Here is a 12250-nt window from a genome sequence, read left to right on the forward strand (position 1 = left end):
GGCAGTCTGCTGAGCAGTAGATACGCAGAGCTACGCCAGCTACCCAGCCAAGCAGCCGGAGGTGCAGTTTCCCGTGGCGTCCAACGTCAACCCCACCGTCAGGCGACGCAGATTGGGCCAGGAGCTGCGCCGGCTGCGTGAGCTCAAGGGCATGACGGCGGAGGAGGTGGCGGAGCGCCTGCTCGTCTCGCAGTCGAAGATCAGCCGCCTCGAGAACGGCCGTCGCTCCATCAGTCAGCGCGATGTCCGTGATCTGTGCGGGGTGTACGAGGTCGAGGACCACCGTATCGTCGATTCGCTGATGCAGATGGCCAAGGACTCGCGCCAGCAGGGCTGGTGGCACGCGTTCGGCGACATCCCGTACAGCGTGTACATCGGCCTGGAGACGGACGCGGCCTCGCTGCGGGTGTACGAGTCCCTCATCGTGCCCGGCCTGCTCCAGACGCGGGAGTACGCGCAGGCGGTGATCGAGGGCATGTGGCCCGAGGCGACCTCGAACGAGATCGAGAAGCGCATCCAGATCCGCCTCAAACGCCAGGACCGGCTCTCGGACCCGGCCAACCCCTTGCGCTTCTGGGCGGTGATCGACGAGGCCCTGCTGCGGCGCGTCGTGGGCAGCCGGCGGATCATGGCCGACCAACTCCGTCACCTCGCGGACCTGAGCGAGCGGCCACATGTCACGCTCCAGGTGCTGACGTACGACGTCGGCGCCCATCCGGGGATGTACGGCAAGTTCGCGATCCTGGAGTTCCACGAGGCCATGGACGCCAGCGTGGTCTACCTGGAGGGCGTGACGAGCGACCTGTACCTGGAGAAGGCGAACGATGTGCAGAGCTACACCGTGATGTACGAGCACCTGCGCGCCAAGGCCCTGAGCCCGGAGCGGTCCCGGGACTTCATTCTCGAGGTGGCCGAGGGTTACAGCTCGTGAACCCCGCAAAGCGGGCGCGCACAGTACACCGGCGCGTCCACAACTGAAAAGACTCGATGGAATATGCCATCCGGATGGGTGAACCGCTCACGTGTGCAGTGATAGCGCGGCGTACCGTCCGTAGAGCAGCCGCTGACCGGCGGCTGAGGGTGACAGGACCCATTCATCTGGCACAACCATCGGAGTCACTATGCTGATTCGGCACGTCACGCTGACGGACTGGACGAAGTCCTCCTACTCGGCCGTCAATGGCGATTGCGTCGAAGTGCGGACGCTCGACGGATGCACGGTCGCCGTCCGCGATTCCAAGGACACGGGCCGCCGGGGGCTGGAGGTCACCGCGGACATGTGGACCGCATTCATCCGCGACATCAGCGAAGGCGTGCCTCCCAGCGCATGATGCAGGCGGCAGGTCTCTTACCCGGTGCCCTGAACGACCGAAGCCCTCTCGACTGGTCCGCCGTCCCGGCCGAGGGGGCTGGTTGCTGTCAGCGGCCTGCCCGAGGTCCGGTCAGAGCAGACGCCGCGTCTCCACGGTCACAGGGTCTTCCGGACCCAGTACCCGCTCGCACAGCGGAAGGTTCTGGCGAGCCAGCTCCCGGGCCTCGGCCATCGCGCCGAAGTCGGCGAGGGACACGGCCAGTCCGGTGCGGTTGACGAGCAGGTAAGGATGCTCCGGCCCGAGCGCCCGGTCCTGGCCGGCGACGACACGGCGGGCCAACGCGATGGACTCCTCGAGCGATCCCCGTTCCCGCAGGATCCAGCTCAGGAGGACAGCGGCGGACAGCGCGAGCGGGTGCCCGGGACCGTGCACCCGTTCCCGGCCGCTCAAAGCCTGGCGGGCGGCGGGCTCCGCCTGTTCCCACCGGCCGAACCGGAAGAGCCCGTAGGCGAAATTGTGCACGGCGGTCACCGTGGTGAAGGAATCCGGCCCGAGAATTTCCGTGCACGCGGAAACCGTCGATTCGCCGATCCTGTCGAAATCCGCGATCGCGTCGGTCGTCGCGAGGTATTCGATGAGCAGCGCTCGGGTGTGGAGGGTGTCGGGGTGTTGTGGCCCCAGGGCTCGGGTGCGGTATTCCTCCGCCACACGCAGAGCGGCCACCGATTCCTCGGGGCGGTTCAGCTGACCGATCGGCTCGTGCATGTCCTGGCGGCTTTCCAGGGTCTCCGGGTGTTCCGGCCCCAGCACACGCTTCCGTGTTTCGAGAACCTGCCGGTGCAGGTCCTCGGACTCTGCGAACCGGCCGAGTCTGAACAACCCCAGAGCGGCACGGTGACGGGCCCTGAGAGTCACCGGGTCCTCCGTCCCGAGCCACTGTTCGGCAGTGGCTCCGGCGGCGTTGGCGAGGAAGAGTGAAGCCTGGTAATCGCCGCCCTCGAAGACGTGGCCCGCCAGGCGCACGGCGACGTCGACGATCGCCGGTGCGGTGTCGGCGTCCGGCGTGTGCCGGAGGAGTGTGGTGACATGGGGCACGAGGTACCGCAGATGCGCCGGCGTGCGACCCCTCACGAGTTCTGCGGGCACCTGCTCCTCCAACAGCCGGGCGGCCGCTGCTGCGAGCGGGCGCCGCTGTTCCCGCGGCACGCCGGCGGCGACACTGTCCAGGACGATGCCGTGCGCCTTGACGCACCGCAGGACCGCTCCTTCGTCCTCGACCTCCACCAGGGACACCAGTGAGTGGTCCATCAGGCCCCTGAGCGCCGTTTCGACGTGCTGCCCCAGAAGTGGGGGTTCGACAGCGGCCGCTTCGGTTCGCTGGACGGCTTCGGGCCGGAGCAGTAACAGCGGTACCGGGTCCGGCGCCCAGAACGAAAGGAGTCGCAGCAGCGTCGTGGACTCCGGTACGCCGGACTCGGCCAGGGCACGCAGGGAAATCCCCCACGTCCTGCTCACGAGTTGCCGTGCGTTTCTTTCGGAGTCGCCGCCCGTCGCCCCTCGGTCGATCAGTTCCGCCGCATTGTCGTCCAAGTGACGGCAATAGTCGCTCATGGACCAACTCTCCAAGAGTTGTCGGGATAGAAAGGAACCGGCCAAAGTCACGGCAAGCGGCAGGCAATCAAGCCGCCGGGCCACAGCTCTCGCCTCCTCCACTGTGCCTGCCCGCGGCGCCAGGTCGCACAGGATCCGGGCGGCATCCTCCTCAGGTAGTAGGTCCACATTGTGGAGTTCGGTTCCGTTCCAGAGCGCGGAACCGGACTGCCTGGTGGTCACGATGACCGTTCCCAGCGGGCTGCGCCGGAGCCAGGAACCCTCGCTGAGCGCGGTGGGATCGTCGGCGGTGTCCAGGACGAGCAGCCACGGTTGCGACGAATGGTCCAAGTAGTGCCACGCGAGATCCGCGGACGCCCGCTGCCCGTCGAACGCGGCCGCCAGCTCGGTCGTCCGGGCTCCTCGGTCGGCCGCGACCGCGAGCATGCCCGCACGCAGGGAGGCCCGCTCCGACGCGTTGACCCACAGACCGATGCGCCGGCCGCCTCGTGTCACCTCGTTGAACACGGCCTGAGCCAACGCTGTCTTGCCGCAGCCGCCCAGACCGTGCAGGACATGGATGCCGCCCGTCTGCTCTTGCGCGGCATTCACCAAAGTGTCCATCAGTTCCCGCCTGTCCCTCAGGACGAGCGGGGTCCGGCCCACCAGTGGCGTGCGGACCGAATCGGGAGCGGGGCCGGGCACGCCGAACGGTGCCGCGTCCACCCGCACCACGGTCCGTCGCACCGAGCCGTCGAACAGCGAGGCCGGCTCTCCCGGTGCGTAGTGATGGTGGTACTCCGTGATGTGTTGATCCCGGACAGCCTGGTAGACGCGCCCCTGACCGGAGGCGTGACCGCGTACGGTCTCCTGCACGCCCTGCTCACTCTCCCTCACCGCTCGGTGATGTGCTGGTCACGGCCGGCTTGGTAGACACGGCCACTGCCCGACGCCTCCGCCTGCAGCCGGATCGTGTGGGCGCCTCTGTTCTCGGACTCCGGATCGAGCTCGGCCAGCATCGCGCGCAGTTCCGCAGCAACCTCGGGCTGGTCACGCAGGAGGCGGCGCACCCGGCCCGTCCAGTCCTCACGCAGTTCCTGTTCGGTGAGCTCGTCACCGTTCTCCCTGGCGGCGAGGAGGTCGTCGCGTGCCGACTCCAGAGCGGTTTCGACGCCGTCTGCGCGTCCCGGGCTGACACGACGCCACAGGGCGACCATCCCGTCGCGCGTGCGCTCCCAGGCGTCGGTGGCCATGAGTGTGACCACGGCCGTACCCGCCACCCGTGCCAACTCGACCATCTGAGCTTCCATTCACGCCCCCATGCTCAGTTCCTCGACCGGCCTTTTGGCCGAACGCCCACAATAGGGTGGGCACATGTGACTGTCAGGGGAACGTCCGGCAGCCGAACGGGTGCCCGCACTCCCGGTCGCGCGGGTATTCCGCGCCTCCGACCGCGCGCGGGCGATCGACGCGGGCGAGTTGACAGCGGTACGGCCCGCTCCCCCGGGCGTCAGCCCCTCGGGTAGCGGGCCAGCCAGCCGGGTGCGGAGGCGGCCGGGCCGTGCAGGGCCGGGCCCTGGGTCATCTCCATCGCGAAGTCGTCGGCAAGCTGGAGGAGCGTGGGGCGCCCCTCCAGTTCGGCCAGCCAGGCCGGCGGGAGGGCCGTCTCGCCGTGCAGGGCCCCGAGGAGCGCGCCGGTGAGGGCGCCGGTGGTCTCCGACGGGCCGTCGTGGTTCACCGCCAGGCGCAGCCCGTGCCGTACGTCCTCGCCGACGAGCGCGCAGTAGACGGCGATGGCCAGGGCGTCCTCGGCGTGTTCGCCGTCGGTGTCGCCGAGCGAGGCGATCCTGGCCGGGCCGGGGATGCCCTGGCGTACCGCGCCGAGGGCGTGCTGGAGGGCCTCGCCGACCGGCTCGTGCCCGGGGCGGGCCGCCAGCAGGGCCAGCGCCCGCTGCACGGAGCCGTCCACGCTCTCCCCACGGGCCAGGCCGTGCACGACGACGGCGAAGGCACCCGCCGAGAGGTACGCGGCCGGATGGCCGTGGGTCTGTACGGCGCATTCGACGGCGAGCTGGTACACCAACTGCGGCTCCCAGCCGACCAGCAGCCCGAACGGCGCGGACCGCACCAGGGCGCCGGCGTCCCGGGCGGCCGGGTTCTTCGGCTTGTCCAGGGTGCCGAGCACCCCGTCGGCCAGGCCGGTGAGCGTGGCGCGGGCCGGGTCGCGGCGGGTGTACAGCCACTCCTCGCAGGCCAGCCAGCCGTTGTCCTGGCGGCGCTCGTCGGGGCCCCAGTCGCGCTGGGTGGCGGCCCACCGCAGATGGGCGCGGTGCACATCGGTGGGCGGGTGCCAGGCGCCGGTGTCCCGGCGCACCTGGGCCCGTATCAGACCGTCCACGGTGAACAGCGAGAGCTGGGTGGCGGACGTGACCGCCCCGCGCCGCCCGTACGCCGGGGCCAGGTCGGCGAGCCCGTCGGCGCCGTGCGCCGCCCGGATCGCCTCGACCGACAGCCCGGACACGCCGGCCCCCAGGGCGTCCCCGATGGCGGCGCCCAGGAGGCAGCCGCGCACCCGCGCGCGGAAGTCCTGCTGCTCGGCCCGGCCCCAGACCGCCGCGGCTGCTGCGCTCACCTCGCGTCCCCTCCGTCGCCCCTGTACGCCACTCCGGCGCGCAGCACTGTAATGGACGGCGTGCGCGCGCCCCGGGCCCGGAGGGTGACGGGCTCAGTCGGTCAGGACCGGCAGCAGTTCCGGGAGGTGTCCGTCGGAGGCCGCGGCCGCGCGCCGGCGTTCCTCGGGGACCTCGCCGTAGAGGGTGGTGCGGGGGCGGGCGGGGCGGCCGGCGGCGCGGGCGATGGCGGTGAGGTCCCGGACGGACTTGTAGGAGCCGTAGCCGGAGCCGGCCATGCGGGAGATCGTCTCCTCCATCAGCGTGCCGCCGAGGTCGTCGGCGCCGGAGCGGAGCATCTCGGCGGCACCGTCGGCGCCGAGCTTGACCCAGCTCGTCTGGATGTGGGGGATGTGCGGGTGGAGCAGGATCCGGGCCATGGCGGTGACGGCCCGGTTGTCGCGGGTGGTGGGCCCGGGGCGGGCGATGCCGGCGAGGTAGACGGGGGCGTTGGTGTGGATGAAGGGGAGGGTGACGAACTCGGTGAAGCCGCCCGTCTCCTGCTGGATGCGGGCGAGGGTGCGGAGGTGGCCGAGCCAGTGGCGGGGCTGGTCGACGTGGCCGTACATCATCGTGGAGGAGGAGCGGATGCCCAGCTCGTGCGCGGTGCGCACCACCTCGATCCAGGTGGCCGCCGGCAGCTTGCCCTTGGTGAGGACCCAGCGCACCTCGTCGTCGAGGATCTCGGCGGCGGTGCCGGGGAGGGAGTCCAGACCGGCTTCCTTGGCGGCCGTCAGCCACTCGCGGATCGACAGCCCGGTGCGCGTGGCGCCGTTGACGACCTCCATCGGCGAGAAGGCGTGGACGTGGATGCCGGGGACGCGGGCCTTCACCGCGCGGGCGATGTCGAAGTACGCGGTGCCCGGCAGGTCCGGGTGGATGCCGCCCTGCATGCACACCTCGACCGCGCCCACGTCCCACGCCTGCTGGGCGCGGTCGGCGACCTGGTCCAGCGACAGGGTGTAGGCGTCGGCGTCGGTGCGGCGCTGGGCGAAGGCGCAGAAGCGGCAGCCGGTGTAACAGACGTTGGTGAAGTTGATGTTGCGGGTGACGATGTACGTGACGTCGTCACCGACCGTGTCGCGCCGGATGGCGTCGGCGGTCCGGCACAGCGCGTCCAGGGCCGGCCCGTCCGCGTGGAGCAGGGCCAGGGCCTGGTCGTCGGTGAGCCGGGTGGGGTCGTCGGCGGCGACACCGAGGGCCTCGCGTACGTCGGTGTCGATGCGCTGCGGCACCATGCCGGGTGCGGCGGCCTCCCGCAGCGCCTCCCAGTCGCCGTACACCTCGTCGAAGTCGTCGCGCCGGTCGGAGGTGCGGCCGGTGGTGTCGATGGTGCGGTGCAGGTCGGTGCGCCCGGCGGCGGTGAAGGCCTCGTCGGGTTCCTGCCAGGGCAGGCCGCGCACCTCCGCGCCGGGGTCGGCCAGCCCCGTCTCGGGGTCGGCGAGGGCGCGGACGTGCGGCAGCAGGCGGGGGTCGAGCCACGGTTCGCCGCGGGTCACGAACTCGGGGTAGACGCAGAGCCGTTCCCGGAGCTCGAAGCCGGCCGCGGCGGACCGCTCGGCGAGGGTGTCGATCGCCGGCCAGGGCCGCTCCGGGTTGACGTGGTCGATGGTGACGGGTGACACCCCGCCCCAGTCGTCGATGCCGGCGCCGATGAGGCGCCCGTACTCCCCGTCGACCAGGTTCGGCGGGGCCTGGAGGCAGGCGGCGGGGCCCATGATGTGCCGGGCGACGGCGATGGTGGCGACCAGGTCGTCCAGTTCGGCGTCCGGCATGCCGCGCATCGCCGTGTCCGGCTTGGCGCGGAAGTTCTGGATGATCAGTTCCTGGATGCCGTGGTGGGCGCGGGAGACGCGGCGCAGCGCGAACAGCGACTCCGCCCGCTCCTCGTACGTCTCGCCGATGCCGATGAGCAGTCCGCTGGTGAAGGGCACGGAGGACCGCCCGGCGTCCTCCAGGACCCGCAGCCGTACGGCGGGTTCCTTGTCGGGCGAGCCGTGGTGGGGGCCGCCCGGCTCGGACCACAGGCGGGTGGCGGTGGTCTCCAGCATCATCCCCATGGACGGGGCCACCGGCTTGAGCCGCTGGAAGTCGGTCCACGACAGCACGCCGGGGTTGAGGTGGGGCAGCAGCCCGGTCTCCTCCAGGATGCGGATCGCCATGGCCCGTACGTACGCCAGGGTGTCGTCGTAGCCGTGCGCGTCCAGCCACTCCCGGGCCTCGGGCCAGCGGTCCTCGGGCTTGTCGCCGAGGGTGATCAGGGCTTCCTTGCAGCCCAGTTCGGCGCCCCGGCGGGCGATGTCCAGGACCTCGTCCGGCGACATGAACATCCCCTGCCCGGCCCGCCGCAGCTTGCCGGGCACGGTCACGAAGGTGCAGTAGTGGCACGTGTCGCGGCACAGCCGGGTGAGCGGGAGGAACACGCTCTTCGAGTACGTGATGACCCCGGGCCGCCCGGCCGCCGCCAGCCCGGCGTCCCGCACGCGCGCGGCGGACGCGGTCAGGTCCTCCAGGTCCGCGCCCCGCGCCCGGAGCAGGACGGCGGCCTCGGTGACGTCGAGCGCGACACCGTCCCTGGCCCGCTTCAGGGCACGTCGCATGGCGGTGGGGGTTCCCCCTGCTCGAGCGGAGCCGAGAGCTCGGGGGAGGGTGGGGCGTCCGGCCTGGTCATCCGTCATGGCCCCGAGCATACGAGTGCCCCCTCCCTACACGTACCGCGCGTACTCGTCCAGGGTGCGCAGCACCTCCGCCTCCCCCGACGGCGGGAGTTGGACGACGACCTCGGTGACGCCGAGGGCGGCGAGGCGGTCGAGCTTGTCCGGCGAGGGGCGGACGGCGTAGGGCACGACCTGGAGGGCTTCGGGGTCGCGGCCCGCCTTCCGCCAGACCTCGCGCAGCGCGGGGATGCTCTCGGCGAGGCCCCGGCCGCCGACGGGGAGCCAGCCGTCGGCGTACTCGGCGATGTGGGCGAACAGCGTGGGCCCGGCCGCGCCGCCGATCAGGACGCGGGGGGCGCCTCCGGCGGGTTTCGGGAAGGCGTGGGAGGCGCGCACCGAGGCCGTCTCCCCGTCGTACGCGGTGGGTTCGGCGGCCCACAGGGCGCGCATCAGCGCCATCCGGTCACGGGTGCGGTCACGGCGGGTGGTCCAGGTGACGCCGTGGTCCTCGGCCTCCTCGCGGTTCCAGCCGTAGCCGACGCCGAGGGTGAAGCGGCCGCCGGAGAGGTGGTCGAGGGTGGCGACCTGCTTGGCGAGGTCGATGGGGTCGTGCTGGGCGACGAGCGTGATGCCGGTGCCCAGGGCGAGCCGCTCGGTGACGGCGGCGGCCTGGCCGAGCGCGACGAAGGGGTCGAGGGTGCGGCCGTACTCCGGCGGCAGTTCGCCGCCCGCCGGGTAGGGGCTGCTGCGTTCGACGGGGATGTGGGTGTGCTCCGGCAGGTACAGGCCCGCGAAGCCGCGCTGTTCGAGTTCGGGTGCGAGCCGTACCGGGGTGATGGTCCGGTCCGTGAGGAAAATCGTCGTCGCGATGCGCATGAGCGCCCAAGGTATGGCGGCCGGCGGCGAATTCCGAGACCGTCGCCCCGGATTGGCGGGAAGTTCACCGGCCGCGAGGAGGGTGGTGTCCCATGGTGGACAGACGAGGGTTCGTGACGGGTGCGGCGGGTACGGCGGGCGCCTTCGCCGTGACCGGCGGGGTGGGCTCCGCGGCCGGGCGGACGGAGCGGGTGCTGCGCGGCACCCTGCCGCCGGGTGCGCCCGACTACGTGTACCTGCCGGTGGAGGTGCCGCCGGGGGTGCGGGAGTTCCGGGTGTCGTACGCGTACGACCGGCCCGCCGTGCCGCCCGGGACGCAGGGCAACGCCCTGGACATCGGCGTCTTCGACGAGCGCGGTACGGGGCCGGGCGGGCGCGGCGCCCCGCCGGACGGGCGGGGGTTCCGGGGGTGGTCGGGCGGCGCGCGCACCGAGTTCTTCCTGCGTGCCGACGACGCCACGCCCGGGTACCTCGCGGGGCCGGTCCGCCCCGGCACCTGGCACATCGTGCTCGGCCCCTACACGATCGCCCCGCAGGGCCTGGCCTACACGGTGACGGTCCGCCTCACGTACGGCTCCGCCGGGCCGGTCCGGCGCCCGGTGTACCCGCCGGAGCGGGCCCGGGGCCGGGGGCGGGCCTGGTACCGGGGCGACTGCCACCTGCACACGACGCACTCCGACGGGCGGCGCACGCCCGCCGAGGTGGCGGCGGCCGCGCGGGCCGCCGGGCTGGACTTCATCAACACCTCGGAGCACAACACGCACGCCGGCCACGGGGCGTGGGAGGGACTGTGGGGCGACGACCTGCTGGTCCTGACCGGCGTGGAGGTCACCACCCGCACCGGTCACCTGCTCGCCGTCGGTACCGATCCCGGCACGTTCGTCGACTGGCGCCACCGGGCCCGTGACGACCGCTTCGGCCGTACGGCCCGGGCGATCCGCCGGGCCGGCGGGCTGGCCGTCCCGGCGCACCCGCACGCCACGTGCGTGGGCTGCGGCTGGAGGTCCGGGTTCGCCGACGCGGACGCGGTGGAGGTGTGGAACGGCCCGTACACCCCGGACGACGAGGTCACCCTGGCCCACTGGGACAGCGGCCTGGCCGCCGGGGACCGCTGGGTCCCCGCGATGGGCGGCAGCGACGCGCACCGCGAGCCCGACCGTGTGGGCGGCCCGCAGACGGTCGTGCTGGCCGACGACCTGACCCGGGGGGCGGTCCTGGCCGGGCTGCGCGCGGGCCGCAGTTACGTCGCCGAGTCGTCCGCCGTGTCGCTGGCGTTCTCGGTGACGGGCGGCCGCGGCGGCCACGCGGGCATCGGCGGGCGTCTCGCCGTCCCGCCCGGCACCCCGGTCACCGCCCGCCTCGACGTGACGGGCGCCCCGGGCTGCACGGCCCACTTCGTCACCGACCAGGGCCTGGTGCACTCCGCCCCGCTGCCCGCCTCGGGTGCGGGCACGGTGGAATGGACGACGACGCCCGCCCGGGCCGGCTACGTCCGTGCCGAGGTGCGCCACCCGGCGGTGCTGCCGCCCCTCCCGGGGGCCCTGGCGGCGTTCACGAACCCGGTGTTCCTGGGGGCCGTCCGGGCCGCCCCTTAGGCTCGGCCGTATGAGCGATGCCAGTGGTGGGCCCCGGTCCGTGGAGCGTGCGTTGGAGATCCTCGACGTGGTGGCCGACGCGGCCGGGCCCGTCGGGGCGAAGGCGCTGGCGCGGCATCTGGGGTGCTCGCTGTCGACGGTGTACCACCTGCTCGGGCCGCTGGTGGCGCGCGGCCATCTGGTGCGGGCGGAGGGCGGGGGGTACGCGCCGGGGCCACGCGTGGCGGCGCTGCACCGGTCGTTCCGGCGGCGGGTGGAGGTGGCGCCGGGGGCCGGTGAGGTGCTGGCCCGGCCGCGGCGGGAGAGCGGTGCGGAGGCGTACGTGACGGCGTACCGGGACGGGCGGATCACCGTGGTGGACAGTACGGCTCCCGTGACGGCCACGGCCGACCCCTTCTCGCCCGGGCCGGAGGTGCGGGCGCACGCCACGGCGCACGGGAAGGCGCTGCTGGCGGAGGTGTCGCGGGGGGTGCGGCGGCGGTACCTGGCCGAGCACGGGATGGCCCGGTTCACCGACCGGACGATCACCGGGGCGGAGCGTTTCGAGGCGGAGCTGGCGCGGGTGCGGGGGCGGGGGTTCGCGGTGTCGGTGGGCGAGGCGGACCCGGCGTACACCTGCCTGGCGATGGTCGTCCCGGGCGGCGGGGAGGTGCGGCACGCCCTGTCGGTGGCCCTGCCGACGGTGGAGTTCCGGTTGCGGTACGGCAGGGTGCGGGCGGCGGTGGCCGGGGCGGTGGCGGCGTTTTCGGGCGGTGCCGGAATCCCCGGCGCGTGAGCTGGACCGCGGGCGGGGCGGGCAGCACCGTAACGGCATGATCTTCATCGCCGTCAGGTTCACCGTCCGTCCCGAGTACCGCGACCAGTGGCTCACGCTGGTCGACGGTTTCACCCGTGCCACGCGCGCCGAGCCCGGGAACCTCTTCTTCGACTGGTCGCGCGACGTCGCGGATCCGGACCGGTTCGTGCTGCTGGAGGCCTTCGCGGACGCGGAGGCGGGGGCGGCGCACGTGGCGTCGGACCACTTCGCGGCGGGGCTGGAGGCGATGGCCGGTGCCATCGCGACGACGCCGGAGATCATCAACGTCGAGCTGCCGGACCAGCACGGCTGGAACGCCATGGCGGAGCTGAGCCCGCGCGGGTGAGGCCGCTCAGTCGTTGACGGCGGTGAGCAGCACCGCCGCGTCGGTCACGGCCGTCACCCCGTGCCGCTCCGGCGGCAGCAGGTACAGGGTGCCCATGGTCAGCTCCACGTCACCGGACTGGGCCGTCACCCTGACCACGCCCCGCAGCACCTGGAGGGACGCGGCGGGCGGGGTGTTGTGCTCGTCGAGCGAGGTGCCCGCGGTGAGGGCGATGACGCTCTGCCGCAGCGGCGGGTCCCGGAGGATCAGGTTGGCGCTGCGGCCGTGCTCGTCGGCGTGCGCGGCGACGAGGTGTTCCTCTGCGATCACGTTGAGGTCGTACATACCGTCCACCTTGCCGTGCCGCGGAAGGCGGCGCATACGGAGGGGGCGGGCGCCGTGCCGTCCCACGGTGCCCGCCCCCTCCGG

Annotated in this window: 11 protein-coding genes; 5 read left to right on the forward strand and 6 right to left on the reverse strand. The window is 72.8% G+C overall.

Going from position 1 to position 12250, the window contains the following annotated elements:
- Positions 1 to 73: 73 nt before the first annotated feature.
- Positions 74 to 931 carry a helix-turn-helix domain-containing protein gene (locus ACZ7LK_RS21065; protein ID WP_471142568.1) on the forward strand — a complete coding sequence of 286 codons (858 nt, stop codon included), beginning with the start codon at positions 74 to 76 and terminating at the stop codon, positions 929 to 931.
- A gap of 190 nt (positions 932 to 1121) precedes the next feature.
- Positions 1122 to 1331: a DUF397 domain-containing protein gene (locus ACZ7LK_RS21070; RefSeq protein ID WP_471142571.1), complete on the forward strand. Its 210-nt coding sequence runs from the start codon at positions 1122 to 1124 to the stop codon at positions 1329 to 1331.
- A gap of 111 nt (positions 1332 to 1442) precedes the next feature.
- Here the strand turns inward: ACZ7LK_RS21070 and ACZ7LK_RS21075 are convergent, their stop codons facing one another.
- From ACZ7LK_RS21075 to ACZ7LK_RS21095, 5 genes are all read right to left on the reverse strand, one after another.
- The gene (locus ACZ7LK_RS21075) at positions 1443 to 3779 is read right to left on the reverse strand and encodes a tetratricopeptide repeat protein (RefSeq protein ID WP_471142574.1); all 2337 of its coding nucleotides are present in this window, start codon (positions 3777 to 3779) and stop codon (positions 1443 to 1445) included.
- A gap of 17 nt (positions 3780 to 3796) precedes the next feature.
- On the reverse strand, positions 3797 to 4213 hold the full coding sequence (locus tag ACZ7LK_RS21080) for a hypothetical protein (protein WP_471142577.1): 417 nt from the start codon (positions 4211 to 4213) through the stop codon (positions 3797 to 3799).
- Positions 4214 to 4413: 200 nt separating this feature from the next.
- Positions 4414 to 5535, reverse strand: a complete 1122-nt coding sequence (locus tag ACZ7LK_RS21085; protein ID WP_392275096.1) for an ADP-ribosylglycohydrolase family protein — start codon at positions 5533 to 5535, stop codon at positions 4414 to 4416.
- A 93-nt stretch (positions 5536 to 5628) separates the two neighbouring features.
- Entirely contained in the window at positions 5629 to 8250 is a 2622-nt protein-coding gene (locus tag ACZ7LK_RS21090; RefSeq protein WP_392275095.1) for a bifunctional FO biosynthesis protein CofGH, read from the reverse strand.
- Between the two features lie 27 nt (positions 8251 to 8277).
- Positions 8278 to 9105 (reverse strand): TIGR03619 family F420-dependent LLM class oxidoreductase, encoded by an 828-nt coding sequence (locus tag ACZ7LK_RS21095; RefSeq protein WP_471142581.1) that lies wholly within the window; start codon positions 9103 to 9105, stop codon positions 8278 to 8280.
- A 92-nt stretch (positions 9106 to 9197) separates the two neighbouring features.
- Here ACZ7LK_RS21095 and ACZ7LK_RS21100 point away from each other — a divergent pair, with 92 nt between their 5' ends.
- The 3 genes from ACZ7LK_RS21100 to ACZ7LK_RS21110 are packed head-to-tail and all read left to right on the forward strand — an operon-like array spanning position 9198 to position 11842.
- The gene (locus tag ACZ7LK_RS21100) at positions 9198 to 10700 is read left to right on the forward strand and encodes a CehA/McbA family metallohydrolase (protein ID WP_471142584.1); all 1503 of its coding nucleotides are present in this window, start codon (positions 9198 to 9200) and stop codon (positions 10698 to 10700) included.
- A 10-nt stretch (positions 10701 to 10710) separates the two neighbouring features.
- Positions 10711 to 11475: an IclR family transcriptional regulator gene (locus ACZ7LK_RS21105; protein ID WP_471142587.1), complete on the forward strand. Its 765-nt coding sequence runs from the start codon at positions 10711 to 10713 to the stop codon at positions 11473 to 11475.
- Positions 11476 to 11512: 37 nt separating this feature from the next.
- Positions 11513 to 11842, forward strand: coding sequence for a putative quinol monooxygenase (locus tag ACZ7LK_RS21110; protein WP_469461194.1), 330 nt, complete (start codon positions 11513 to 11515; stop codon positions 11840 to 11842).
- Positions 11843 to 11848: 6 nt separating this feature from the next.
- Here the strand turns inward: ACZ7LK_RS21110 and ACZ7LK_RS21115 are convergent, their stop codons facing one another.
- Complete coding sequence (locus ACZ7LK_RS21115) at positions 11849 to 12166, reverse strand: cupin domain-containing protein (protein ID WP_392275090.1); 318 nt, start codon at positions 12164 to 12166, stop codon at positions 11849 to 11851.
- Between the last annotated feature and the right edge of the window lie 84 nt (positions 12167 to 12250).

It is taken from the genome of Streptomyces sp. NPDC039423 (genome assembly GCF_055598725.1).

Bases quoted from the DNA above. Each gene is read 5' to 3' on its own strand.
- ACZ7LK_RS21105 (WP_471142587.1), top strand. From the start codon at position 10,711: ATGAGCGATGCCAGTGGTGGGCCCCGGTCCGTGGAGCGTGCGTTGGAG.
- ACZ7LK_RS21090 (WP_392275095.1), bottom strand. From the start codon at position 8,250: ATGACGGATGACCAGGCCGGACGCCCCACCCTCCCCCGAGCTCTCGGC.
- ACZ7LK_RS21070 (WP_471142571.1), top strand. From the start codon at position 1,122: ATGCTGATTCGGCACGTCACGCTGACGGACTGGACGAAGTCCTCCTAC.
- ACZ7LK_RS21095 (WP_471142581.1), bottom strand. From the start codon at position 9,105: ATGCGCATCGCGACGACGATTTTCCTCACGGACCGGACCATCACCCCG.
- ACZ7LK_RS21110 (WP_469461194.1), top strand. From the start codon at position 11,513: ATGATCTTCATCGCCGTCAGGTTCACCGTCCGTCCCGAGTACCGCGAC.
- ACZ7LK_RS21115 (WP_392275090.1), bottom strand. From the start codon at position 12,166: ATGTACGACCTCAACGTGATCGCAGAGGAACACCTCGTCGCCGCGCAC.
- ACZ7LK_RS21080 (WP_471142577.1), bottom strand. From the start codon at position 4,213: ATGGAAGCTCAGATGGTCGAGTTGGCACGGGTGGCGGGTACGGCCGTG.
- ACZ7LK_RS21100 (WP_471142584.1), top strand. From the start codon at position 9,198: ATGGTGGACAGACGAGGGTTCGTGACGGGTGCGGCGGGTACGGCGGGC.